Genomic DNA, 23,201 nt, shown 5'->3' on the forward strand with positions numbered 1-23,201 from the left:
TTACCCCTGGGTGGACGTCGGCCACGACAACCACTTCCGCAACAACACGATCCAGCTGCCGTGGCGGGCCAACGGCATCGCGGTCTACGGCGGTTACGGCAACACGATCGAGAACAACATCATCTCCGACACCATGAACTACCCCGGCATCATGCTGGCGACGGACCACGATCCGCTGCCCTTCTCCGGGCAGACAGTGATCGCCGGCAACACACTGCACCGCACGGGCGGGGCGTTCTGGGGGGAGGCCCAGGAGTTCGGCGCGATCACACTGTTCGCGGCCGGGCAGGACATCCCGGGCGTCACGATCCGCGACACCGACATCCATGACTCGATGTACGACGGCATCCAGTTCAAGTCCGGCGGCGGGTCCGTGCCCGGCGCGAAGATCTCGGACGTCCGCATCGACAACTCCGTCAACGGGGCGGGGATTCTGGCCCATGGGGGCGCCCGGGGCAGCGCGACGCTGACCGATGTGACCATCACCGGTTCGGCCGACGGGGACGTCGTGATCGAACCCGGGTCGCAGTTCGTCATCAACGGCGGCGCGGGAGGGGCGTCCGCCCGGAAGTAGATCCGGCCGGACCGCACACAGCCCCCGGTCGGACCGCACACACAGCCCCCGGCCGGCTCGCCATGCGCGAGCCGGCCGGGGGAGCGACGTCCGTGGGTGCGGGTCCCGACGTGCCACGTCCGACCGGACGGGCAACCCCTCAACCGTGCGGAGTCTCCACCGCGCCGGCTCGTTCGGAGCCCTCGCGGCCCATGCGCTCGATGCCCCAGGCGCCGAGTGGTTCGAGCGCCTTGTTGAGCGTGTGCCCGTGCTCGGTCAGGGAGTACTCCACGCGGGGCGGCACCTCGGCGTAGACCTTCCGGTGCACGAGGCCGTCGGCCTCCATCTCACGCAGGTGCTGGGTGAGCATCTTCTCGCTCACTCCCGGCAGTCCGCGGCGTAGTTCGGCGAACCGGCGTACGCCATGGGCATCGAGCTCCCAGAGGATCAGTCCCTTCCACTTGCCGCTCACCACGTCGAACGCGGCGTCGATGCCGCAGATGTAGGGCCCGCGTCTGGGTGCCTTGGCCATCAGTGGCTCGCTCCCTTACTAAAAGGTAAGTACCGCAGTAAATAGTGGGTACTTCCGAGCGTAGTGGCGCTCTCCGACGATGAAGGGGTGAACGAACAGACCCGTAACACCGAACAGGACGACGCTGTCACCGTGATCGGGCTCGGCCCGATGGGCCGGGCGATGACACGCACCCTCCTCACCACAGGCCGCCCCGTCACCGTATGGAACCGCACCGCCGCCCGCGCCGACGGCGTCGTCGCCGAGGGAGCGACGCGCGCGGCGACACCGCGCGAGGCCGTCGAGGCGAGCGGCCTCGTGATCCTCAGCCTCACGGACTACCGGGCGATGTACGACATCCTCGGCAGCGCCACCGGATCGCTGGCCGGCCGGACCCTGGTGAACCTGAGCTCCGACACCCCCGATCGCACACGCGAGGCCGCCGCCTGGGCGGCGGGCCACGGGGCCGCCTTCCTCACCGGCGGGATCATGGCCCCGGCGCCGATGGTCGGCACGGAGGCGTCCTACGTCTACTACAGCGGCCCCGGCGAAGTGATGGAGAGCCGTCGAGCGGCGCTGGCGCCGCTCGGGACACCCAGGTATCTGGGCGAGGATCCGGGCCTCGCCCAGATGATGTACCAGGCCCAGCTCACGGTGTTCCTCACCACCCTCTCCGCGTTGATGCAGGCCACAGCGATGCTGGGGACCGCCGGGATGAAGGCCGAGGAATCGCTCCCGGAGCTGCTCTCCACCGCCGACACGCTCAGCGACATCCTGAGGGCCGGCGACGATCGTCCCGGCGCCGCGCTCGACGCCGGCGAGCATCCCGGCGACCTCAGCACGGTCACCATGATGGGTGCGACGGCCGACCACATCGTCGGGACCAGCAGGTCACTCGGACTCGATCCCGCGCTCCCGCTGGCCGTGCAGGCCCACTACCGGCACGCGATCGAGGACGGGCACGGCAACGACAACTGGACGCGCATCATCGACCGGATCCGGGCACCACGCTGAGCGCACGCCCGTGCCCCTTCCGCCTGTTCGGAGAAAGGTGACCGTCCGCACTTGCATTCGGTTTCGATCGGCGGGAAAAATTGGGGCAAGGCGGACCGGTGGGACTCTTCGGAGTCGCCCCGGCCGGCCGGGCGGAAGGGCCTGCCGTGAGCGGGTCCGGCGGCACCGACGTGAGGTGATCTCATGGGCAAGATGGTTTCCGCGCTCCAGCAGCTGCGCGGGCGGAAGATGGAAGCGGACGGCAAGGCCCTGCAGGACCAGCGGCTGCGGGACGAGGGCCGGCGCCTGCAGGACCAGGGGCGCGGACAGCGGTAGAGCGGCCCGCCCCTGGCCCCTTCACGTAACCGGGTTCAGGCCCCGGCCCCGTAAACGCCCTGCTCCGGCAGCCCCGTCGGTTCGAAGGTGTGGACGGAGAGCCCGCGCGCGGTCGTCCTGTGGCTGACGAGCCGCAGGCCGGCCGGGGCGCCACCGTCCGGGAACAGCCTGCGGCCACGGCCCACCACGACCGGGGCGATCACGAGGCGCAGCTCGTCGACCAGGCCCGCGGCCAGCAAGGACTGGGCGAGCCGGGCGCTGCCGTGGATCTGCAGGTCCCGGCCGGGACGGCTCTTCACCTCGGCCACCTGGGAAGGGACATCCCCGTTCAGGACCGTCGTCGGATTCCACGCACCCGTGGTCAGGCTGCGGGAGGCGACGTACTTGGGCAGGCCGTTCATGAGCGGCGCGAAAGGATGGTCGGTCATCGTCGGCCAGTCCCGGGCGAAGTTCTCGTAGGTGCGGCGGCCGAACAGCAACGCGTCCGCCGTGCCGAGCCAGCTGGCGGCCACCTCCACGAACTCCTCGTCCAGGTGGGGTACGAACCAGCCGCCCCGGTCGAATCCGTCGCTCCGGTCCTCGTCCGGGGACCCGGGGCCCTGGGAGACACCGTCGAGGGACAGGAACTCCTGTACGACAAGCCTCATCGCGCATCACTCTCTTCCACCGGCCGGCTCTTCCACCGACCGCCACGGCCCCCTGGTCCACCGGACACGACTGTGCCACTCCCGGGGCGCCGTGGCAGGCGGTGACGCGTCAACCGGCCTCCCGCAGCGCCGTGAGCACGGCCAGGGGGGTGGCCGCCGCCCAGGCCTGCGGTGAGCAGGAGTGGGGGTACGGCACCGGGCGCGGGTGCTGGTCGCGGGAGTAGCCCGCCATCACCTCGGGCAGCCGGTGCCCGTGGTGTGCCGACGCCTCCAGCAGACCGAGGGCGACCCTGCGCACCTCGTCCTTCAGACCGCACCGCGCCAGACCGAGCAGGATGACCGCGTTGTCGTGCGGCCACGACGTGCCCCGGTGGTACGAGAGCGGGTGGTACCCGGGCCGGCCGGAAGCCAGCGTACGGATCGCCCAGCCCGAGAAGAAGTCGGCTTCCAGCAGGCGCCGGCCCACGCGCGTGGCGTGCCGTGCGTCGAGGATGCCGGACCACAGCAGATGTCCGGCGTCCGAAGCCAGCGAGTCGACCTGCCTCCCCCGGCCGTCCAGGGCGAGCGCCGGGAAGTCGGGGCCCGGCATCCAGAAGTCCCGCAGGAACCGCTCCCGCAGACCGGCGGCGGCGCTGTCGAGCCGGTCGGCGTACGCGGCGTCGTCCCACAGCGAGCGGGCCAGCCGCGCGGTGCGCACCAGTGCGTCGTAGGCGTACCCCTGCGCCTCCGCGACGGCGATCGGCCCCTCGGCCTGGGTGCCGTCGAGGAAGCAGATGGCGCCCTCGGAGTCCTTCCAGTTCTGGTTCACCAGGCCCTGCGGGTCGGGCGAGTAGACCAGGTAGCCGCCGTCGTCCAGGCCGCCGTCCCGGAACATCCAGGTCACGGCGGCCCGTGCGTGGTGTTCGAGGCGGGTGGCGAGCGCGTGGTCGCCGGTGGCCTCGGTGTAGCTGTCCAGGAGCACGAGGAAGAGCGGGGTGGCGTCCACCGAGCCGTAGTAGCGGCCGTACGGGACCTGGCGGAAGTGGGCCAGTTCGCCGTGCCGGATCTCATGGACGATCCGCCCCGGCTGTTCGCCCCTCCCCGTGTCGTACTCCGTGCCCTGGGTCGCCGCGAGGGCGCGCAGGGTCCCCTCCGCCAGCTCGGGCCGGTACGGCAGCGCGAAGAGCGAGGTGAACAGGGAGTCCCGGCCGAAGAGCGTGAGGAACCAGGGGATCCCCGCCGCCGGTACGCGCACGTGCTCGCCGTCCGGGCCGGTGGCGGGGACCCGCAGCGCCGCCAGGTCGCTCAGCCCACGGGCGCACGCGGCGGCCAGCCCCTCGGGGGACCCCGGCGGCAGGGGCAGCGGTGTGCCCGTGAAGGCCGAGGTGTCCGCCGCGCGCTCGGCGACGGCCTCGGCCGGTGTGCCGACCAGGGCCGGCGCTGGCGCTCCGTGCGCGTACGCCGTGGCCGTGAGCAGGAGTTCGGCCGTCCCGTGGGCGGGCAGCTCCAGGTGCCAGTCCAGCCGGTGCGCCGTGTCCTGATCGGCTACGGGCCGGACGGCGGCCGGGGCGGGGGAGGCGCAGACCGCCGTACGCGACAGCCAGGCGCCGCGCTCGTAGGTGAAGGTGACGCCCTCCGCGTGGGTGCTCGCCGTGCGCAGGGCGCCGGCCTTCTCGTACCGGCGCTTGTCGGAGCGCAGTTCGAACTGGTCGGCGAAGTCGGCGTCCACGGTGAGCGAGAGGACGGCGGTGACCGGCGCGGGGCGGTTGTTGACCAGCCGCAGACTCTCACTCAGGACACCCGCGTCGACGGCCTGTTCGCGGAAGACGGTGTAGGCGGCCGGCTCGTCCCGGGTGCCCGGCGGGGTGAGGACGCACCGGGCGGACTCCTCGCCCGCCGACGGCACCAGCACCGCCGGCGCGGCACCGTCGACGGTCAGGGTCCACCGGCTCAGATGCCGGGCGTCGCGGTGGAACAGACCGTCGGGGGAGGTGCCTCGCCGGCCCTCCACACCGCCGTCGGCCCCGAGGACGGCGAAGGTACCCGCGCGGACCAGGGTGGTGTCCGCCGTGCCGTTCACGTACGTACTCCGATCGTCGTGCGAGTGGTGCCCTCGTCCGCCGGGCGCGCTGCGGCCAGCAGGTCCAGGGTGAGTGCCGCCGTCCAGCCGAAGGCGCGGGTGCCCCGGGCCTCGGCGGTGAAGGGGTCCACGTACTCGGCGAAGGAACTGGCGCCGGCCGCGTCGAGCATCGCCGTGCGCAGGGCGTCGGCCGCACCTGCCTGCCCGTACCCGCGCAGACCGCGTTCCAGCAGCCAGTTGGTGTTGAACCAGGCGGGACCGCGCCAGTAGCGGGAGGGGTCGAAGGCGTGCCCGGTGATGTCGTACGACGGTGTCATCGGGACCTCGCCGAGGCGGAAGCCCGTACCTGTCACCGTGTCCAGCAGGGCGTCCACGACACCCTGGGGGAGCCCGGGGACGATGAGCGGCACGAGCCCGGCGACGCTGCGCTCGGGGATCAGCTCGCCGCCGACCAGGTCACGGGCGAGGAACATGCCGTCGGCGGGCGACCAGAGCCGTTCCACCAGGGCCGCGGTGAGGCGCGCGGCCCGCGCCTCGTGCGGGGCCGGGTCCGCACCCGTCTCGGCGGCGATCCGGGCCAGCGCGTGCTCCGAGACGATCAGCAGCGCGTTGACACAGGGGTCCTCGACCGCGAAGGCATGCCCGCCCCGCACATCCGCGTAGCCGCTGTCCCGGTAGTCGGCGGCGAGCCGCACATAGCGGCCGTAGTCCAGGTCGGTGGGGCGCTCCGAGGCCTGCCCGTGGTCCAGATCGGCGCGCCGGTACGAACCGGGGGCGGCCGGCTCCACACGCGCCAACGGGCCGTCCCAGCACGGGCTGTTGTCCATCCCGGGCTCCCACGGGTGCACCATGGCCGCCAGCCCGCCGCCGCCGAGGTCGCGGGGGCCCGTGAGGTAGTCGTGCCAGGCCACGAGCCTGCCGTACACCCGGGGCAGGAAGCCGCGGTCCCGCGAGGTCTCCGGGTCCGCCTGGTGCACGAGCCAGGCGGCGAGCGCGTGCACCGGGGGCTGCACGATGCCGGAGGTCTCGGTGCCGGCCGGGGCGCCCGCCCGGGCGCCGTCCGTGGAGGAGCGCCAGAAGTCGGGGCTGGGGAAGTACGCGTCCAGGGGCACCGAGGGACTGAACACGATGTGGGGGACACGTCCGTCGGCCCACTGTGCGCCCAGCAGGCTCTCCAGCTCGCGCTGGGCCCGGCGCACCGACAGATGGCGCAGCCCGATCGCGATGAAGGCCGAGTCCCAGCTCCACTGGTGCGGATACAGACCGTGCGACGGGACGGTGGAGGAGCCCGTCCAGTTGGTCAGGAGTACCCGTGCCGCGCCGCGCCGAAGGGTCAGGTGATCGGCGGCGGCGGGCACGGGGGTTTCGAGCAGCGTCGTCACGCGCCGGACCTCCGGAGGAACGCGGGGACGGAGCGCACGGCGGCGACGGGGTCGCCGGTCAGCCGGCACTCGGCGGCGAGGTAGCCGTCGTAGCCGATGCCGTGCAGCGCGCCGATCCAGGCCGGCCAGTCGAGGTGTCCGGCCCCCGGCTGGAACCGGTTTGAGTCGCTGACCTGGGCGTGGCCGATGTAGGGCGCCGCCGCGAGGATCGAGGCCGAGGGGTCGGCCTCCTCGATGTTCATGTGGTAGCTGTCGATGCCGATGCGGACCGAGTCCAGGCCCACCGTGCGGATCAGGTCGACGGCCTGCTCCAGCCGGTTGACCATGTGGTCCTCGTACCGGTTGAGCGGCTCCAGATAGAGGGTGACGCCCTCGGCGCGCGCGTGCTCGCCCAGCTCGGAGAGGCCGGACAGCAGCACCTCGCGGTCCTGCTCCTCGGTGCGCGGCGGCTCGAACGGGGGGAGCCTTCGCGAGAACATCCCGTAGGAGGCGGGGGTCTGGACGCCCAGCGCCCCGATCTCGGCCGCGACCGAGAGCTGCGACTTCATCTGCTCCAGCGCGTCACGGCGCAGGCCGTCGTCGAACGCGGCGAAGAAGTGCAGCATGTCGACGCAGACGGTCGGCATGACCACACCGTCGGCCAGGGCCTGCTTGAGCTCGGGCAGACGGTCGCGGAAGTGGAAGTCGCCCTTGGACCGCAGCTCCACGGCGTCGTAGCCGGCGTCCTGGGCGAAGGCCCATTTCTCCTGGAGCGTGTCGCCGGGGAGGAGCTGTTCCTGGCAGGCGGTTTTCAGCATGGGGTGCCTTTCGGCGCCGGTGTACGGCGCGCGGGAGTTCCTGGGGTGATCGGGGCGGGTCGCGGAGGTCAGAACTCCAGGACGACCTGGAGGGCGTCGGCGGGCGTCTCGTCGAGCAGCACATATGCGTCGGCGGCCTCCGCCACCGGGACGACATGGCTGACCAGCGACTTCACATCGACCTGGCCCTCGGCGACCAGCGAGAGGAAGGTCTGCTGGAGCCGCTCGACGGTCCAGCGTCCCGCCAGCTGCGGCGGCACCCCGCCGATCTGGGAGCAGATCAGCTGCACCCGGTTGTGGTGGAACTCGTCGCCGAGGCGGAGACCCGCGCCGTCACCCTGGTAGAAGCCGGAGGCCACGACCCGGCCGCCCACGGTGACGGAGCGCACGGCCTCGTGCAGGGCCGGGTACACCCCGCTGATCTCGATCGCGACATCGGCGCCCGCCCCGCCCGTGGCGGCCCGGATGCTTTCGGCGACGCTGTCGGTACGGGCGTTGAGGGTGTGCCGCGCACCGTACTCACGGGCCGTCGCGAGCCGGCCGTCGAGCGCGTCGACCGCGGTGACGCGTGCGCCGTTGAGCTGGGCGAGGCGAGTGGTCAGCAGACCGATGACGCCCTGGCCGAAGACGGCCACGTCCTCGCCCAGGTGGATGTCGGCGGCCAGGATCGCGTTGTACGCGATGGCGCCGACCCGGGCGAAGGCCCCGGCGAGCGGTTCGAGACCGGCGGGCAGGGCGTGCCCGACCATGCGCTCGGCGGGGACGATGCCCTCGCTGCGGTGGCCCCAGATGCCCCAGACCAGATCCCCCGTGACCGGCATGCCGGGCGTGCCGACGAGCTCGGGGGAGACCTCGGTGACCTCGCCGACCTCGGAGTAGCCCCAGCCGGCCACCGGGTACTCGATCCCGGCCGCCCCGTCGCGGAAGATCCGGGCCTCGGCGTCCCAGGTGCGCGTGAGGTACGGGTTCGTACCCCTATAGGCGGTGAGTTCCGTTCCTGCCGAAATGCCGGAGTAGCGGGTGCGGACCCGCAGATGCCCGGCGGGCAGCGGAGCGCTCTCGTGCTCGGCGACTTCGACCTGACGGGGGCCGGTGAACTGGACGACGCGTTCCACGGGGGGCTCCGGTAGCGCTTGGAGGGGTATTGCTCGCTGACTTCAGTCGAAGATATCTCAGAGTTATGTCTTGTCAACAAGCAAAAGTGATGCTGAGATGCATCAGGAAAATGCGTAAGTGGCGTGAGGACAGAGCATGGTGATGAAGACCCGACGGTCGAGGGTGACCCTGTTCGGGCTCGCCGCGACCCTGGCCGGGGGCCTGCTGGCCGGCTGCTCCGGCAGCTCGGGCGCGGAGCAGTCCGACAACAGGATCACGGTGTGGTCGCAGGAGAACCTGCCGCCGCGGATGGCGGCGACCAGAAAGGTCATCAGCCGTTTCGAGAAGGAGAGCGGCGTCAAGGTCGATCTCGTCGGCGTGGACGAGGCCCAGCTGCCGCAGCTGATCATGTCCGCGGCGGCGGCCGGCAAGCTCCCGGACGTGATCGGGGCGGTCCCGATGGGCCAGGTCTGGCAGATGTACGGCAACGGCCTGCTCAACACCGAGGTCGCCGACCGCATCGTGAAGGACCTGCAGCCGGACACGTTCAACAGCAACGCGCTCGCGCTCACCTCCGACGGCGGCACCAGGCTCGGCGTGCCCTCCGACGCCTGGCTCCAGGTCCTCGTCTACCGCAAGGACCTGTTCGCGAAGGCCGGACTCGACGCACCCGAGGACTACGCGAGCGCCCTCAAGGCCGCCGCGTCCCTCGACAAGGGCGGCCGGGACGGCATCTCGCTGGCCACCGACCCCTCGGACGTCTTCACCCAGCAGAGCTTCGAGGACCTCGCCCTGGCCAACGGCTGCCAGCTGGTCGACGAGGTGGGCGATCCCGCCCTCGACTCCCCGGGGTGCCGTACGGCCTTCAAGGCGTACGACACCCTCGCCCGCGAACACGGGGCGCCCGGCACCCAGAGCGTCGACACCACGCGCGCCACCTATTTCGCCGGGAAGTCGTCCATGATGGTCTGGTCGTCCTTCCTGCTGGACGAGCTGGCGGGCCTCCGTTCGGACGCCCTGCCCAGCTGCCCCGAGTGCAAGAAGGACCCGAAGTTCCTGGCCCGCAACACCGGCGTCGTCACCTCCCTGAAGGGCCCCGACGGCAAGGAGCCCGCCCAGTTCGGCGAGATCACGTCCTGGGCCGTCACCAGGACCGCCGAGACCGGCGCCTCCCGGAAGTTCATCGAGTACATGATGGGCGAGGGGTACGCCGACTGGTTCGGCATGGCGCCTGAGGGCAAGATCCCCGTCCGCACCGGCACGGCGCAGAAGCCCGGCTCCTTCGAGCAGGCCTGGCGCGCCAGCGTCATGGGCGTCGACCGGCGCGAGTCCATGCAGAAGGCCTACCCCTCCGCGCTCCTTGACCGGCTCGTCACCGGGGTCGGCGGCATGCAGCGCTGGGGCCTCACCCAGGGGCAGGGCGCCCTCGTCGGCGCCACCAACGGCGAACTCCCCGTCGCCAAGGCCATCAGGGCGATGACCAGCGGCCAGCTCTCGCCCGACGAGGCCGCCGAGGAGGCGAACGACGAAGTGACCGCCCTCCAGAAGTCCCTCCAGTAGCCGCCCGCCGCTCCCTCACGAGGTAACCGACCCATGAGCACAATTCAGAGCGGCGCGAAGAAGCGCCGTGTCCCACCCCAGAGTTCGAGCAGGCGGGAGAACCGCGCGGGCCTCGCCTTCGTGACCCCCACCTTCCTGGTGGTCCTGGTCGTGGTGATCCTGCCGATCCTGTGGACCGTGCTGCTCGCCTTCCAGAACGCCAAGCTGGTCGACATCCAGGAGAGCGGCCTCTTCGGCCGCTGGACCCTGGACAACTTCTCCCAGGTCTTCGGCTCACCCGGCTTCTGGAGCAGCCTCGGCACCACGCTCCTCTACACCGTCGGCGCCACCGCCGGCTCCGTCGTCCTCGGGCTGATCGCCGCCCTCGCCCTGCGCAGGCCCTTCCGGGGCCGGGGCGTCCTGCGCGCCGCCATGCTCCTGCCGTACGTCGCCCCCGTCGTCGCGGTCTCCTTCGTCTGGGAGGTCGCCCTCAGCCCGCAGTACGGCATCGTGAACGAATGGGGCCGGAAGCTCTTCGGGTGGGACGACCCCATCGCCTTCCTGTCCACCCGCTCCTACGAAGTAGGCGTGCTCGGCGTCCACTTCGACATCCCGCTGGCGCTGCTCACCGTCATCGCCTTCGAGACCTGGCGCTACTTCCCGTTCGCCTTCCTCTTCATGCTCGCCCGCCTCCAGGCGGTACCGGCCGGCCTGGAGGAGGCCGCCGAGGTCGACGGCGCCACGCTGTCCCAGCGCTTCCGGCACATCCTGCTGCCGCAGCTGATGCCCGTCATCGCCCTGCTGTCCGTCCTGCGCTTCATCATGACGTTCAACAAGTTCGACGACATCTACCTGCTCACCGGCGGCGGTTCCGGCACGGACGTCGTGGCCGTCCGCGTCTACGACTTCCTCACCTCGCGCTTCGACGTCGGGGCCGCCTCCGCGCAGGCCCTCGTCCTCGCCGTCGTCCTCATGGCCCTCCTGGGCGTCTACTTCAAGTTCTTCGGCAAGAAGATGCAGGAGGAGTCGGCATGACCGCCACCCCGACGATGACCCGCGAACAGGCGGAGCGCACCACCCGCCCGCTGCCCGCCCCCAGGCGGCCCCGGCTCACCCGCGCCCAGTTCGAGGAACGGTTCTTCGGAGTCCTGCGCTGGGTGGTCATCGCCTTCCTCGCCGCGATCACGATCGTGCCCTTCTACTACATGCTGATGCTGTCGGTGAAGCCCATCGACGCCCTCCTCCTCGACCCGGGCAACCTCTGGGTCTCGGCGAAGGAATTCACCCTCGGCACGTACGAGAGCGTCCTCAAGTCCTCCGAGGACGGCGGCCAGGGCTTCCTCGGCATGCTGCTCAACTCGGCGCTCGTCGCCGTCGCCACGGTCCTGCTCACGCTGGCCGCCGCGGTCCCCGGCGCGTACGCCGTCAGCCGGCTGAAGTTCTTCGGCAACCGCCAGGTCAGCGCCCTCTTCCTGGCCGTCTACCTCTTCCCGGCCACGCTGCTGGCCGTGCCGCTCTTCGTCATGTTCGCGAAGATGGGGCTGTCGGGGAGCCTCATCGGGCTCGCCATCGTCTACATCGCGCAGACCGTCCCCGTCTCGATCTACATGCTGAAGAACTACTTCGTCACCATCCCGTTCAGCATCGAGGAAGCGGCGGCGATCGACGGCGCGTCACGGCTGCAGACCGTACGCAGGATCATTCTGCCGCTCGCCCTGCCGACGCTCATGGCCACCGGGCTGTACGTCTTCATGATCGCCTGGAACGAGTTCCTGTTCGCCCTCCTCTTCCTGGCGGCCGACCCAGAACGGTGGACGGTCTCCCTGGGACTCCAGCAACTGGCCAACGGCATCGAGGTGTCCAAGACGGTGCTGATGGCCGGTTCGGTTGTCCTCACCATCCCTGTGGTACTCCTGTTCTTCTCCGCCGAACGGCTCCTCACCGAGGGCCTGACCAGCGGCGCGGACAAGGGCTGAGGGCGAGGACGGCGGGGATGGCAGGAAACCAGGCCAGCGCGGGGCATCTGCTGCAGCTTATTCGCAGCGGCGAGGCCACCACGCGCGGCGAGCTCCAGCAGGCGACCGGGCTCTCCCGCTCCACGGTGGGACACCGGCTCGACCAGCTCTTCGGAGCGGGCTGGCTGCGCGGCGCCACCGGCACCTCCACCGGTGGACGCCCCTCCGCCCGGCTGGAGTTCGACCCGGCGCACGCCGTGGTGCTCGTCGCGGACCTGGAGACCCGGCACGCCCGCGTCGCCGCGCTCGACCTCTCCGGCACCGTACTCGCCGAGCACACCGGCACCCTCGTCATCGCCGACGGCCCCGACCGCGCCCTGGACCAACTGGCGCGCTGGTTCGGCCCGCTGCTCGCCGAGGCGGGTGTGGGGGCCGAGCGGGTCTGCGGCATCGGTCTCTCCGTGCCGGGGCCGGTGGACTGGGAGTCGGCCCGGATCGTGCAGCCGCCGATCATGCCCGGCTGGGACCGTTTCCCCGTACGGGAACGACTGCGCGAGGCCTGGACCGAGCACGTCGGCCCGATGCCGGCCGCCGGGGCCCTGCCCGTGTTCGTCGACAACGACGCCAACCTGATGGCCCTCGCGGAGCAGCGGGCCGGCCACCCGGACTGCAGCGCCTTCGTCCTGGTCAAGGCGTCCACGGGGATCGGCGCCGGTGTCGTCGTCGGGGGCGAGGTCTACCGGGGCATCGACGGCGGGGCGGGCGACATCGGCCACATCCGCCTGCACGACCGCCCCGACGCCCTGTGCATGTGCGGGTCCTACGGATGCCTCGCCGCCGTCGCCAGCGGCCGGTCCATCGCGGGCCAGCTCACCGCGGCCGGTGTGCCCACCGCGTCGGGATCCGACGTACGCGAACACCTCGCCGCGGGCCAGCCGGACGCCGTCAGGCTCGCCCGTGAGGCGGGGCAGCGCGTCGGCGAGGTCCTGGTCACGGTCGTCACCCTGCTCAACCCCGGCGTCCTGATGCTGAGCGGCGACCTCGCGGGCACCCCCTTCCTCACCGGGGTCCGCGAACTCATCTACCAGCGCGCCATGCCCCGCACCACCGCCCACCTCCAGGTCGTCACCTCCGCCCTGGGCGACCGCGCGGCCCTGGTCGGAGCCGCCCGCATGGTCATCGACCACCTGTACGCACCCGAACGCGCCGACGCCCGCCTCGCGGCCCTGGCCCGCACCGGCGTCTGAGCACACCGCCCCACCAGAACGACGGAGAGCACCATGTCCACCGCCCCCCTCCCGGACAGCCGGCCCCACGAACCGGTCCGTGTCGGCCTCGTGGGCGCAGGTCCCTGGGCCCGCGCCATGCACGCCCGTATGCTCGCGGCCGGGCCCGAGACCTCACTGGCGGCGGTCTGGGCCCGCCGCCCGGAGGCCGCGGCCGAGGTCGCCCAGGCCTACGGGGCCCCCGTCGCCGCCTCCTTCGAGGAACTCCTCGACCGGTGCGAAGCGGTCGCCTTCGCCGTGCCGCCCGCCGTGCAGGCCGCCCTCGCACCCCGGGCCGCCGCCGCGGGCCGGGCCCTCCTGCTGGAGAAGCCGCTCGGCGCCGACCTCGACGAGGCGCGCGCCGTCGCGGACGCCGTCGCCGAACACGGGGTGGTCTCCCAGCTCGTCCTCACGAAGCGGTACCACCCGGCGACCCGCGCCTTCCTCGCCGAGGCGGCCGGCCGCGAGGTGACCGGAGCCCGCTCCTGCTATCTCCACGGGGCCTTCCTCGGCGGGGAGTTCGCCACGGCCTGGCGTCTGGAACACGGCGCCCTGCTCGACCTCGGCCCCCACCTCCTGGACATCCTGGACACCGCGGTCGCACCCATCGTCTCCGTACGGGCCACCGGGGACCCGCGCCGCTGGACCGAGCTGACCTGCGAGCACGAGAACGGCGCGGTCAGCCAGGCGTCCCTCTCGGGCTGCGTCCGGCTCCCCAAGGCCAGGACCAGGGTCGAACTGTTCGGCCCCGGAGAGGAGTTGGTCTACGACACGGCCGGCATCGACCACGAGGAGTGCTGGCCGGTCCTCCGCCGCGAGTTCGCCGACGCGGTGCGTACGGGCAAGGGCACCGGCATCGACGCCGCCCACGGCCTGCGCATACAGAAGCTGCTCGACATGGCCGCACGCACGGCCGACTGAGCCGGCCACTCGTGCACGGCTGTGGTCAGCACGTTCGCAACGGCTCTCAGGTGACGTCGAATTCATTGCCGCCGGGGGCTGCGGATCGGAGCAGTCGGTCGTCACCTGCACCGTCACCGATGAGCGGCCAGCACAGCCGCGAGGCCCTCCTGCAGGTCCTTGACGAAATACTCCGGGACCTCCAGGGACGGGAAGTGCCCCCCGGCTTCGGGCGAGCTCCACCGGACGATCCGCCGGTACCGCTCCTGCGCCCAGGGGCGCGGACACTTCTCGACGTCGCGGGGATACATGGTGAGTGCCGACGGGACGTCGACCCGGAGCCGGGGGTCCAGCGCGTTGTGGCTCTCGTGGTAGATGCGGGCCGCCGATGCTCCGGTCCGTGTCAGCCAGTAGAGGGTGACGTCGTCGAGGACGCGGTCCCGGGACATCGTCTCGAACGGGCTGTCCTCGGTGTCCGACCACTCGGCGAACTTGTCGAGGATCCAGGCGAGCAGCCCGACCGGTGAGTCGACCAGCGAGTAGCCGATGGTCTGGGGCCGGGTCGCCTGCTGCTTCGCGTACGCCGCGCGGTGGCGCCAGAAATCACTGGTCTCCTCCGTCCACCTGCGCTCGACCGCGGTCAGCCCGTCCGTCGTCAGTCCGGGCGGTCCCTCCGCGAACGTGGTGTGGATACCGAGCACATGCGCCGGGAACCTGCCGCCGAGAACCGTGGTGATGTTGCCGCCCCAGTCGCCGCCGTGGGCCAGGAACTCGTCGTAGCCGAGCCTTCCCATCAGCTCCACCCAGGCGGCCGCGATCCTCTCGGTTCCCCACCCGGTGGTGGCCGGTTTGTCGCTGTAACCGAAGCCCGGCAGCGAGGGGACCACGACGTGGAACGCCGGTGCGTCCGCATCCTTCGGATCCGCCAGCTCGTCCACGACGTCGATGAACCGGACGACGCTGTCCGGCCAGCCGTGCGTCAGGACCAGAGGAGTGGCATCCGCGCGCGGGGACCGGCGGTGCAGGAAGTGGATTCCCAGATCATCGATGGTCGTGCGGAACTGGCCGATCTCGTCGAGGCGCTCCTCGAACGACCGCCAGTCGTACCCGGTGCGCCAGTAGTCGACGAGGTCGACGAGGTCGGCGAGCGGGACGCCCTGCGCCCATCGGCGAGGGCCGGGCGCGGCGGGATGGACCGTCTCGGCCTCCGGGAGCCGCGCCGCGGCCAGTCTCGCGCGCAGATCGTCGAGGTCGGCGTCACCGGCACGGGCTTCGAATGCTTGCACGTCGCTGGTCGGACGGGGCATGGGACCTCCTGGCCGTCGTGGAGCCGGCCGCGATCCACCGCGAACCGGCTATGACGGTTCTAGCAGTTCTCCGAGCCACGCTGCAACCGGCTATGGTGGTTCCATGTGTGCCGCGTTCCCAGACTTCCGCCTCGGCAGCGTGCTGGCGACCAGCTTCACGGGGACCCTGTCGGAGCGTCATGGCAGCCCCGTGGAGCGCATTCCGACGCCGGGCCGGCTCGTCGACTGGCTGGCGGTGTACGGCCTCGCCGTGGACTCCTGCACCACGGCCCAGCTCGATCTCGCCCGCGAGCTGAGGGAGTCGATCCACGCCGCCGCGACAGCGGCCGCGATCCAGGACGCCCTCCCCGCAGCCGCTGTCCGAACCATCAACGACCACAGCGCCCAGGGGCGGGCGGCGGCGATCCTGACGCCCGAGGGTGAACGGCGATGGCGGCTCGGCCCGGATTCCCGCGTGGAGGACGCCCTCGGTGTGATCGCCGCCGACGCGATCAGCGTCATCTCGGGCGAACGGGACGGACGTTTGGCCCTGTGCGCGTCACCGACCTGCCGCGCCGCCTTCTTCGACACCAGCCGGAGCCGCACCCGCAAGTGGTGCGACATGAACACATGCGGGAATCGTCAGAAGAAGGCGCGCTTCCATGCCGGCCGGCGCGAGAGCACCGCAGCGGCGGACTGAGCGTCACCCTCGGTACCAAGTGGGCCCCACCGCCTGCGATACGTCCGTCGCGTCGGGTGTGAGGAGGACGGACGTGTCCGGTGAGAGGCTCGACCCGGAGTGGGTGCGGGGCTGGTGCGAGCGGACTTCTGCGGGTCTCTCGGCTCTGATGTCGTCGTTCCGGGAGACGCACGGTTACCCGCCCGGTGAGAATGCCGTCGTCCTCGCAACGGATGAGAGTCATGGGGCGACGGACGCTCTCGTGGATCTGACGCCGATCCCCTCCGACCTGACGACCCTTTACTGGGTGGTCCGCGAAGTCTCCATGCCTGATGTGGAGCACGGATACTTCGTCCACCCGGCCTCGGCAGTGGCTGAGCACTTGCGCGAGTACGGGGCTGTCCGGATCGACGACGAGCCACCTGCCATCGTGTTCGCCAGCGACGGTGGTGGCCACCTGTTCGCCGTGGCAGGCAGCGGGCGGGTCTGGAGGTCGACCACTGCCTCCTGGCTCGATGACTTCGAAGCTGTCGCGGAGTCCGTCCAGGACTTTCTTGAACAGCTCGGCCGAAGGGCCGCCGGCCGGACCTGACCCGGCCGGCCCCGACCCGGCCGGCCCGGCAGGTGACGTGGTCGGGACCTGCGGCGTGGGCCGAGTCACCCCAGGACCCGAACAGGAGGTGTCGTCAAACCCGCCTGTCGAAGGGCCCGTTGCCTGCGTCAGGCCGATTCCGAGGTGTCCCTGACGGGTGTGTCCTCGACGCGGGAGCCGGGCGCTCCGCGGTTGGCGGCCGCCGGGCTGTGCGCGTGCTGCGCCGGTGCCTCGCCGGAACCGGCGCCGACCCCGGCCGCCGGGGTGCGCAGCACCAGCAGGGCGACGTCGTCGCCGCTGGGGCCGATGCGGAGCAGGAGCTCGTCGAGGAAGTCCTCGATGTCGCGGCGGGCCAGGGCCGCGGCATGCCGGCGCAGTGTGTCGAGGCCGGCTTCGATGTCGCGGGTCCGGCTCTCCACGAGCCCGTCCGTGTACAGCAGGAGGGTCGACCGGGGCGGAAGGTCCGCCTGTGCGTCGGGCCACCCCAGCCCCATGTGCAGGGCCGAGCTGAGACCGAGCAGAGGGCCGTGGCCGTCCTCGAGGAAGCGGGTGTGTCCGTCGGCCGTGACCAGGAGGGGCGGCGGGTGGCCGGCGTTGACCCAGCGGAGCTGCCAGGGCCCGCCCTCCGGGCCTTCGATACGGGCGAAGACGCAGGTGGCCATGGGGGCGTCGCTCGTATGGGTCATGGCCTCGTCCAGGCGGCGCATGATCAGGCTGGGGGGTTCCGTGCGGTCCCAGGCCAGGGCACGCAGCATGTTGCGGACCTCGGCCATGTGGGCGGCGGCCTTCAGGTCGTGGCCGACGACATCCCCGATGACCATCGTCAGGACGCCGTCGCTGAGGAGGAACGAGTCGTACCAGTCGCCGCCGATCTCCGCGACGCTCTCGGCGGGCAGATAGCGCGCCGCCAGCTCCAGGTGGTCGACCTGCGGCAGGGGGGTCAGGAGCTGGCGCTGCATGGTCTCCGCGACGTGGCGCTGCTGCTCGAACAGTGCGGACGCCTCCATGACCAGGCCGGCGCGGCGCGCGATGTCGGCGAGCACGAAGAGCTCGGCCTCGGTGTAGGAGGAGCCGGGGTCCGCCCGTGCCACGGTCAGCGCGCCGAAGACCTGCCGCCGGGTGTGCAGGGGCACCACGACGGCGCAGCTGCCTCCCAGCCGGTCGAAGAGCTCCCGGTGGGCGAGCGCGAGCGGACTGTCCGGCTCCGCCGCGAGGTCTTCCGCGTCCAGTACGACGGGCTCGGCGCTCCGCAGCGCCTGGACCACGGCTGAACGGGTGGATTCGGGCAGGGGCGGCAGCGGGCCCCTGAGAGCTTCCGCCGTACGGGGGTCGTCCGGGGCATGGACGGTGACGCGCCGCATCTCGCCCGTCTGCCCCGCCGTACGCACGTCGATCGCCGCCCAGTCACCCATGTCCGGCACGAGCAGTCCCGCCAGCCTGTCCAGCATCTCCGGCGTCTCCAGGGCGGAGATGAGGACCGTCGACACCTCGGAGACCATCGTCAGCCGGGCGGTCAGCCCCTCCAGGGCGGCGAGGTGGGCCGCGGTCTGCTCGGCGGCGTCACGGTGCAGGCTGAAATCGTGGAAGACGACCACCGAGCCTTCCAGCCGCCCCTCGTGCCGCAACGGGGTGGCCGCCCAGATGACCGGCACCAGGCTGTCGTCCCCGCGAAGGAACAGCTCGTCGCTGCCCTCGGCCGGCCGGCCGCTGTCGAGGACGGCCAGCATGCCGCACTCGCTCCGCGGGAGCGTGCTGCCGTCGGGACCGCGGTGCAGCAGATCGTGCATGTCGTGACCGAGCATCTCGTCCTGCGGACGGCCGAGGAGCTGCTGCGCGCGTGGATTGCACGCGGTGAGCAGACCCGTGGTGCCGGTGACGAACACCCCCGCGCCCAGGCTGTCGAACACCGTGCGCATGAACCCGATCTCGAGCAGCCCCTCCGCTGACCTCATCGAGCGGCCCCCGCCGTCCTCGGGCGGACCTCTTTGCCCCCGCTCGCCTTCGTCACGCACCCCGGACCGCCCGGCGGCAGCCGCACGGGCGGCATCGTGTCCGCTGCCGGAAACACGGTCTGGGAGGTCATGCGGTCCATCATTCATCCGGCGGGCCCGTTCCGCCGCTCGGGACGGGCCCGCCCCGCTGTACCGAGGCCTCCGCCCGGGACTACCTCTCCAGCACGAGCGCGGAACCCTGGCCCACGCCGATGCACAGCGTCGCCACGCCCACCCCGGACCCCGCGGCCTTGAGCTGGTGGGCGACCGCCCCGGCGAGACGCGCCCCCGAGGCACCGAGCGGATGGCCGATGGCGATCGCCCCGCCCCTCGGGTTGAGGACGGACGGGTCGAGATCGGGCCACTCGGCGAGGCAGCCGAGCACCTGGGCGGCGAAAGCCTCGTTGAGTTCGAGGGCGGCGAGGTCGGCGAAGCTCCTGCCCGCACGGTCCAGTGCCCTGTTCACGGCCTCGACCGGGGCGAGCCCGAAGTAGTGCGGCTCGTTGGCCGACACGGCGGAGGCCGTGATCCGGGCCAGCGGCTCGCGGCCGGTGGCCCGCAGACCGCCCTCGTCGGCCAGCAGCAGGGCCGACGCGCCGTCGTTCAGCGGGGAGGAGTTGCCCGCGGTGACGGTGCCGCCGTCCGTACGGAAGGACGGGCGGAGCTTCGCCATCGCCTCCAGCGACGCGTCGTCCCTGATGCACTCGTCCCGGTCGACGACGACCGGATCACCCTTGCGGCGCGGGATCGTCAGGGGCGCGATCTCCCCGTCGAACAGCCCCGCCGCCCGGGCCGCCGACGCCTTGCGGTGGGAGGCGAGCGCGAACTCGTCCTGCTGTTCACGGCTGATGGAGTGCTTCTCGGCGATCAGCTCGGCGCTCTCGCCGAGCGCCACCGTCCACTGCGGATCCATCCTTGGGTTGACCATGCGCCAGCCCAGGGTGGTCGAGTACATCTCGGGGTGCCCGGCCGGGAAGGCGCGGTCGCTCTTGGGCAGCACGTAGGGAGCGCGGGTCATCGACTCGACGCCGCCGGCCACGACGAGCGAGTGGTCGCCGAGCGCCACGGCGCGGGCCGCCTGCACGACGGCTTCGAGACCGGACGCGCAGAGCCGGTTGACGGTCACCCCGGGCACGGAGACCGGCAGACCCGCGAGGAGCGCCGCCATCCTGCCGACGTTGCGGTTCTCCTCGCCCGCGCCGTTGGCGTTGCCGAGCACCACGTCACCGATGCGCGACGGGTCGAGCTCCGGGGTGCGGTCCAGCAGCGCACGGATGGCGTGGGCGGCGAGGTCGTCGGGCCGTACCTGCGCCAGCGCCCCGTTGTACCTGCCGATCGGGGTGCGGACGGCGTCGACGATGTACACGTCGCGGGGGCGGAAGCTCATGACGCGGTCCTTTCGGCCGTACGGACCGGCGCGGCCGTCCTCTCCAGGACCTCGGCGGCGGTCACCCCGGGGGCGGTCTCCACCAGGACCAGGCCGTCGTCGGTCACGTCGAGCACGGCGAGATCCGTGATGATGCGGTGGACGCACGCCTTGCCGGTCAGCGGCAGGGTGCACTCCTCGACGATCTTCGGGCTGCCGTCCTTGGCGGTGTGAGTCATGGTCACGATCACGCGGCGGGCCCCGTGCACGAGATCCATGGCCCCGCCGATGCCGGTCACCATCTTCCCCGGCACGGCCCAGTTGGCGAGGTCGCCCCGGGCCGAGACCTCCATGGCCCCGAGGACGGCGGCGTCGATGTGACCGCCGCGGATCATGCCGAAGGAGAGCGCCGAGTCGAAGAACGACGCGCCGGGCCGGACGGTCACCGTCTCCTTGCCCGCGTTGATCAGATCGGGGTCGACGTCCTCGTCGTACGGGAAGGCGCCGGTGCCCAGGATGCCGTTCTCGGACTCCAGGACGACGTGCACGCCCTCGGGCAGGTGGTTGGGGATGAGCGTCGGCAGCCCGATGCCGAGGTTGACGTACTCGCCGTCGCGCAGCTCCGCGGCCGCCCTGGCGGCCATCTCGATCCTGGTCCAGGCCATCAGTCCCGCGCCTCCCGCTCGGTGATCGTCCGCTTCTCGACCTTCTTGTCCACGGCCTGTTCGGGGGTCAGCGCGACCACCCGCTGCACGAAGATGCCCGGCAGGTGCACGTGGTCCGGGTCTATCTCGCCCGGCTCGACCAGTTCCTCGACCTCCGCGACGGTGATACGGCCGGCCATGGCGGCGAGCGGGTTGAAGTTGCGTGCGGACCTGTTGAAGACCAGGTTGCCGTGCCGGTCGCCCTTCGCCGCCCTGACGAGGGCGAAGTCCGTGCGGATGCTGTGCTCCAGGACATACTCGGTGCCGTCGAAGTCGCGCACCTCCTTGGCGGGGGAGGCCACGGACACCCCGCCCTCGCCGTCGTAGCGCCAGGGGAGTCCGCCGTCGGCGACCTGCGTGCCCACCCCGGCGGGGGTGTAGAACGCGGGTATCCCGGCCCCGCCGGCCCGGAGCCGCTCGGCCAGGGTGCCCTGGGGGATCAGCTCGAGCTCCAGCTCGCCCCCGAGGTACTGCCGGGCGAACTCCTTGTTCGCGCCGATGTACGAGCCGGTCACCCGGCTGATCCGGCCGGCGGAGAGCAGCACCGCGAGGCCGGAGTCCATCGCTCCGCAGTTGTTGGACACGACACCGAGCCCGCTGACACCGCTCGCGTACAGCGCGTCGATCAACACGTTCGGCACACCGCTGAGGCCGAAGCCCCCCACTGCCACCGACGCACCGTCCGGCACGTCGGCGACGGCCAGCGCCGCTGACGCGACCACCTTGTCCATGGGACCGTCCATCCATTAGTGTTCGCATAGTGAAGTTTCCTTCACTATGATGATGTGAGTCTGCCGCCAGGGCCGGAGCTCTGTCAACGGCCCCGGCACCTGCCGCCCTCACCCGACGGAGAACAGATGGCACCGACCGGCACGTCACAGCAGGGCGTGGAGACGCCCGCGGAGGCCGTGGCCCCGCTGATGCGCGGCATCGCGGTCCTGCGCCGGCTGACCGACGCGGACGGCTCCCTCAGCCTCAGCGACCTGGAGCGCGCCACCGGGCTGGCCCGCTCGACCGTCGACCGGGTCACGCTCACGCTCGCCCGCACGGGATACGTCCGCATCGACGGCAAGGCCGTCACCCTCGCGCCGCGCCTGATGGAGCTGGGCAACGCCTATCTCTCGTCGGTCCGCCTGCCCGGCCTCCTCGGCGACCGGGCCGACGCCCTCGCGGACGAGCTCGACGAGACCGTGTCCCTCGCCGTGCCGGACGGCGGAGGGATCCGCTTCGTGCACCAGGCCACCCGGCGGCGCGCGATGTCCCTGCGCTTCCGCACCGGCGACCTGCTGCCCGTCGAACGCACCGCCCCGGGCCCCCTGTTCGCCACCCTCTGGGGAGCCGGGGAGTGGCGGGCCTGGCGGGAGCGGCGGACCTCGGATCCGGACGGAGAGGGCTTCCCGTCCCTGCCGAGGCGCCCCCGCCCGGCGGACGACCTGTTCGAGGAGCGGGTGGAGACGGCGCGGGCGGAGGGCTGGGCGGTGGACGACCAGCTGATCGAACCAGGCCTGCTCGCCCTCGCCGTGCCCGTACGGGACCCGGCCGGAGGGTTCGCGTGTGTGCTCAGCGTGGTCAGCCACACCAGCAGGCACACCCCGCAAGGGCTCCGCGAGGACCTCCTGCCCCGGCTGCGGGACGCCGCCTCGGCGATGGAACACCGGCTGCGCGACGCTCCGCCGGAGAACCCCTCGCCCTCCCCGGGGACCCTCGCCTCATGGACCGCGGCCTCGAAGCAGGAGCTGGGCCGGGGGTTCGTCGAGTCCCTCGCCCGGGGCCTGACCGTCATCACCGCCTTCGGCGACAGCGGTACGGCCCTGACGCTGAGCGCGGTCGCACGGGCGACGGGCCTCTCACGCGCGTCCGCGCGCCGCGCCCTGATCACCCTCGAACACCTCGGCTACGTCACGGCCGACGGACGCGAACACCGGCTGACACCACGCGTCCTGGCGCTCGGGTATCCACCGCTCTCCCGCACCACCCTGGCGCGCATCGCCGGCCCGCACCTCTCCGCCCTGGCGGGGCGCATCCAGGACTCCGCGTCCCTGGCCGTCCTCGCCGACGACTCCGTGCAGTACGTGGCGCGCGCCGCGACCCAGCGCATCATGGACGTCGACATCACCGTCGGCACCCGATTCCCCGCCTACGCCACCTCCCTCGGCCGCGCCCTGCTGGCGTACCTGCCCCCCGGTGAACTCGGGCCCCTCCTCGACCACGCGGAGCTACGCCCCCTGGCCCCCCACACCCTCACCCACCGCACCGAGCTCGAAGCCGCGCTGGAGCGTGTGTGCGCCGAGGGGTACGCCCTGGTCGACGAGGAGCTGGAGGCTGGCCTGCGCTCGATCGCCGTACCCGTGCGGGACCGGGCCGGCTCGGCGGTCGCGTCCATCAACGTGGCCATGCACAGCAGCAGCCGGACGATCGGTGAATGCCTTGAGCAGGTGCTGCCCGAACTGCGCCTCACCGCGGGCGGTATCGAGTCCGAACTGCACATCGCCGCCCGCTTCACGCAGGTGGCGGTGATGTGAGCCGGTGCGGGCCGGGCCACCGCCGGCCC

21 protein-coding genes and 1 pseudogene are annotated in these 23,201 nt (G+C 71.8%); 11 read left to right on the forward strand and 11 right to left on the reverse strand.

Annotated elements, in window-relative coordinates:
• Window positions 1-4: 4 nt before the first annotated feature.
• Window positions 5-574 (forward strand): annotated as a pseudogene (locus tag ACIRD8_RS04395) (right-handed parallel beta-helix repeat-containing protein); the annotation flags it as partial.
• Between the two features lie 139 nt (window positions 575-713).
• On the opposite strand, the gene ACIRD8_RS04400 reads toward ACIRD8_RS04395, so the two are convergent.
• Window positions 714-1,085 (reverse strand): winged helix-turn-helix transcriptional regulator, encoded by a 372-nt coding sequence (locus ACIRD8_RS04400; RefSeq protein ID WP_403985860.1) that lies wholly within the window; start codon window positions 1,083-1,085, stop codon window positions 714-716.
• Window positions 1,086-1,172: 87 nt separating this feature from the next.
• On the opposite strand from ACIRD8_RS04400, the gene ACIRD8_RS04405 reads away from it, so the two are divergent.
• Together ACIRD8_RS04405 and ACIRD8_RS04410 are read left to right on the forward strand one after the other, a co-directional pair.
• Complete coding sequence (locus ACIRD8_RS04405; RefSeq protein WP_403985862.1) at window positions 1,173-2,078, forward strand: NAD(P)-dependent oxidoreductase; 906 nt, start codon at window positions 1,173-1,175, stop codon at window positions 2,076-2,078.
• Window positions 2,079-2,261: 183 nt separating this feature from the next.
• The gene (locus tag ACIRD8_RS04410) at window positions 2,262-2,393 is read left to right on the forward strand and encodes a hypothetical protein (RefSeq protein WP_272925341.1); all 132 of its coding nucleotides are present in this window, start codon (window positions 2,262-2,264) and stop codon (window positions 2,391-2,393) included.
• 35 nt (window positions 2,394-2,428) lie between these two features.
• Here the strand turns inward: ACIRD8_RS04410 and ACIRD8_RS04415 are convergent, their stop codons facing one another.
• The 5 genes from ACIRD8_RS04415 to ACIRD8_RS04435 all read right to left on the reverse strand — a co-directional run bounded on the left by ACIRD8_RS04415 (window position 2,429) and on the right by ACIRD8_RS04435 (window position 8,393).
• Entirely contained in the window at window positions 2,429-3,040 is a 612-nt protein-coding gene (locus ACIRD8_RS04415; RefSeq protein WP_403985864.1) for a dihydrofolate reductase family protein, read from the reverse strand.
• 109 nt (window positions 3,041-3,149) lie between these two features.
• Window positions 3,150-5,099 (reverse strand): glycogen debranching N-terminal domain-containing protein, encoded by a 1,950-nt coding sequence (locus ACIRD8_RS04420; RefSeq protein ID WP_403985866.1) that lies wholly within the window; start codon window positions 5,097-5,099, stop codon window positions 3,150-3,152.
• Window positions 5,096-6,481: an MGH1-like glycoside hydrolase domain-containing protein gene (locus ACIRD8_RS04425; RefSeq protein WP_403985868.1), complete on the reverse strand. Its 1,386-nt coding sequence runs from the start codon at window positions 6,479-6,481 to the stop codon at window positions 5,096-5,098. The genes ACIRD8_RS04420 and ACIRD8_RS04425 overlap by 4 nt, the downstream gene beginning before the upstream one ends.
• A complete protein-coding gene (locus ACIRD8_RS04430) occupies window positions 6,478-7,278 on the reverse strand; it encodes a TIM barrel protein (RefSeq protein WP_403985870.1) in 801 nt (266 codons plus the stop codon). The genes ACIRD8_RS04425 and ACIRD8_RS04430 overlap by 4 nt, the downstream gene beginning before the upstream one ends.
• Before the next feature lie 68 nt (window positions 7,279-7,346).
• Window positions 7,347-8,393, reverse strand: coding sequence for a zinc-binding alcohol dehydrogenase (locus ACIRD8_RS04435; protein WP_403985872.1), 1,047 nt, complete (start codon window positions 8,391-8,393; stop codon window positions 7,347-7,349).
• Between the two features lie 136 nt (window positions 8,394-8,529).
• On the opposite strand from ACIRD8_RS04435, the gene ACIRD8_RS04440 reads away from it, so the two are divergent.
• From ACIRD8_RS04440 to ACIRD8_RS04460, 5 genes are read left to right on the forward strand one after another with little or no spacing between them, the layout of a single operon-like run.
• Window positions 8,530-9,933 (forward strand): ABC transporter substrate-binding protein, encoded by a 1,404-nt coding sequence (locus ACIRD8_RS04440; RefSeq protein WP_403985874.1) that lies wholly within the window; start codon window positions 8,530-8,532, stop codon window positions 9,931-9,933.
• A gap of 33 nt (window positions 9,934-9,966) precedes the next feature.
• Complete coding sequence (locus tag ACIRD8_RS04445; RefSeq protein ID WP_403985876.1) at window positions 9,967-10,947, forward strand: carbohydrate ABC transporter permease; 981 nt, start codon at window positions 9,967-9,969, stop codon at window positions 10,945-10,947.
• Between the two features lie 14 nt (window positions 10,948-10,961).
• The gene (locus ACIRD8_RS04450) at window positions 10,962-11,888 is read left to right on the forward strand and encodes a carbohydrate ABC transporter permease (protein WP_403987249.1); all 927 of its coding nucleotides are present in this window, start codon (window positions 10,962-10,964) and stop codon (window positions 11,886-11,888) included.
• Between the two features lie 17 nt (window positions 11,889-11,905).
• Complete coding sequence (locus ACIRD8_RS04455; RefSeq protein ID WP_403985878.1) at window positions 11,906-13,114, forward strand: ROK family transcriptional regulator; 1,209 nt, start codon at window positions 11,906-11,908, stop codon at window positions 13,112-13,114.
• Window positions 13,115-13,147: 33 nt separating this feature from the next.
• Window positions 13,148-14,053, forward strand: coding sequence for a Gfo/Idh/MocA family protein (locus tag ACIRD8_RS04460; protein ID WP_403985880.1), 906 nt, complete (start codon window positions 13,148-13,150; stop codon window positions 14,051-14,053).
• Window positions 14,054-14,166: 113 nt separating this feature from the next.
• Here ACIRD8_RS04460 and ACIRD8_RS04465 read toward each other — a convergent pair whose 3' ends face one another.
• A complete protein-coding gene (locus tag ACIRD8_RS04465) occupies window positions 14,167-15,339 on the reverse strand; it encodes an epoxide hydrolase family protein (protein WP_403985882.1) in 1,173 nt (390 codons plus the stop codon).
• A gap of 103 nt (window positions 15,340-15,442) precedes the next feature.
• Between ACIRD8_RS04465 and ACIRD8_RS04470 the strand changes: the two genes are divergently transcribed.
• Both ACIRD8_RS04470 and ACIRD8_RS04475 read left to right on the forward strand, forming a co-directional pair.
• Window positions 15,443-16,018, forward strand: coding sequence for a CGNR zinc finger domain-containing protein (locus tag ACIRD8_RS04470; protein WP_403985884.1), 576 nt, complete (start codon window positions 15,443-15,445; stop codon window positions 16,016-16,018).
• Between the two features lie 73 nt (window positions 16,019-16,091).
• Window positions 16,092-16,589, forward strand: a complete 498-nt coding sequence (locus ACIRD8_RS04475) for a hypothetical protein (protein ID WP_403985886.1) — start codon at window positions 16,092-16,094, stop codon at window positions 16,587-16,589.
• A gap of 128 nt (window positions 16,590-16,717) precedes the next feature.
• Here the strand turns inward: ACIRD8_RS04475 and ACIRD8_RS04480 are convergent, their stop codons facing one another.
• From ACIRD8_RS04480 to ACIRD8_RS04495, 4 genes are all read right to left on the reverse strand, one after another.
• Window positions 16,718-18,541: a SpoIIE family protein phosphatase gene (locus tag ACIRD8_RS04480; protein WP_403985888.1), complete on the reverse strand. Its 1,824-nt coding sequence runs from the start codon at window positions 18,539-18,541 to the stop codon at window positions 16,718-16,720.
• Between the two features lie 211 nt (window positions 18,542-18,752).
• Window positions 18,753-19,967, reverse strand: coding sequence for a thiolase family protein (locus ACIRD8_RS04485; RefSeq protein WP_403985890.1), 1,215 nt, complete (start codon window positions 19,965-19,967; stop codon window positions 18,753-18,755).
• Window positions 19,964-20,611, reverse strand: coding sequence for a CoA transferase subunit B (locus tag ACIRD8_RS04490; protein ID WP_403985892.1), 648 nt, complete (start codon window positions 20,609-20,611; stop codon window positions 19,964-19,966). Before ACIRD8_RS04490 ends, ACIRD8_RS04485 begins: the two co-directional genes overlap by 4 nt.
• Entirely contained in the window at window positions 20,611-21,381 is a 771-nt protein-coding gene (locus tag ACIRD8_RS04495; RefSeq protein WP_403985894.1) for a CoA transferase subunit A, read from the reverse strand. Before ACIRD8_RS04495 ends, ACIRD8_RS04490 begins: the two co-directional genes overlap by 1 nt.
• A 126-nt stretch (window positions 21,382-21,507) precedes the next feature.
• Here ACIRD8_RS04495 and ACIRD8_RS04500 point away from each other — a divergent pair, with 126 nt between their 5' ends.
• Window positions 21,508-23,172 (forward strand): IclR family transcriptional regulator C-terminal domain-containing protein, encoded by a 1,665-nt coding sequence (locus ACIRD8_RS04500; RefSeq protein WP_403985896.1) that lies wholly within the window; start codon window positions 21,508-21,510, stop codon window positions 23,170-23,172.
• Window positions 23,173-23,201 lie beyond the last annotated feature (29 nt).

The sequence above is a fragment of the Streptomyces sp. NPDC102451 genome (genome assembly GCF_044765485.1).
Classification (GTDB): Bacteria; Actinomycetota; Actinomycetes; order Streptomycetales; family Streptomycetaceae; genus Streptomyces.

Bases quoted from the DNA above. Each gene is read 5' to 3' on its own strand.
- ACIRD8_RS04400 (WP_403985860.1), bottom strand. From the start codon at position 1,085: ATGGCCAAGGCACCCAGACGCGGGCCCTACATCTGCGGCATCGACGCC.
- ACIRD8_RS04410 (WP_272925341.1), top strand. From the start codon at position 2,262: ATGGGCAAGATGGTTTCCGCGCTCCAGCAGCTGCGCGGGCGGAAGATG.
- ACIRD8_RS04415 (WP_403985864.1), bottom strand. From the start codon at position 3,040: ATGAGGCTTGTCGTACAGGAGTTCCTGTCCCTCGACGGTGTCTCCCAG.
- ACIRD8_RS04430 (WP_403985870.1), bottom strand. From the start codon at position 7,278: ATGCTGAAAACCGCCTGCCAGGAACAGCTCCTCCCCGGCGACACGCTC.
- ACIRD8_RS04440 (WP_403985874.1), top strand. From the start codon at position 8,530: ATGGTGATGAAGACCCGACGGTCGAGGGTGACCCTGTTCGGGCTCGCC.
- ACIRD8_RS04445 (WP_403985876.1), top strand. From the start codon at position 9,967: ATGAGCACAATTCAGAGCGGCGCGAAGAAGCGCCGTGTCCCACCCCAG.
- ACIRD8_RS04450 (WP_403987249.1), top strand. From the start codon at position 10,962: ATGACCCGCGAACAGGCGGAGCGCACCACCCGCCCGCTGCCCGCCCCC.
- ACIRD8_RS04455 (WP_403985878.1), top strand. From the start codon at position 11,906: ATGGCAGGAAACCAGGCCAGCGCGGGGCATCTGCTGCAGCTTATTCGC.
- ACIRD8_RS04460 (WP_403985880.1), top strand. From the start codon at position 13,148: ATGTCCACCGCCCCCCTCCCGGACAGCCGGCCCCACGAACCGGTCCGT.
- ACIRD8_RS04465 (WP_403985882.1), bottom strand. From the start codon at position 15,339: ATGCCCCGTCCGACCAGCGACGTGCAAGCATTCGAAGCCCGTGCCGGT.
- ACIRD8_RS04470 (WP_403985884.1), top strand. From the start codon at position 15,443: ATGTGTGCCGCGTTCCCAGACTTCCGCCTCGGCAGCGTGCTGGCGACC.
- ACIRD8_RS04480 (WP_403985888.1), bottom strand. From the start codon at position 18,541: ATGAGGTCAGCGGAGGGGCTGCTCGAGATCGGGTTCATGCGCACGGTG.
- ACIRD8_RS04485 (WP_403985890.1), bottom strand. From the start codon at position 19,967: ATGAGCTTCCGCCCCCGCGACGTGTACATCGTCGACGCCGTCCGCACC.
- ACIRD8_RS04490 (WP_403985892.1), bottom strand. From the start codon at position 20,611: ATGGCCTGGACCAGGATCGAGATGGCCGCCAGGGCGGCCGCGGAGCTG.
- ACIRD8_RS04495 (WP_403985894.1), bottom strand. From the start codon at position 21,381: ATGGACAAGGTGGTCGCGTCAGCGGCGCTGGCCGTCGCCGACGTGCCG.
- ACIRD8_RS04500 (WP_403985896.1), top strand. From the start codon at position 21,508: ATGGCACCGACCGGCACGTCACAGCAGGGCGTGGAGACGCCCGCGGAG.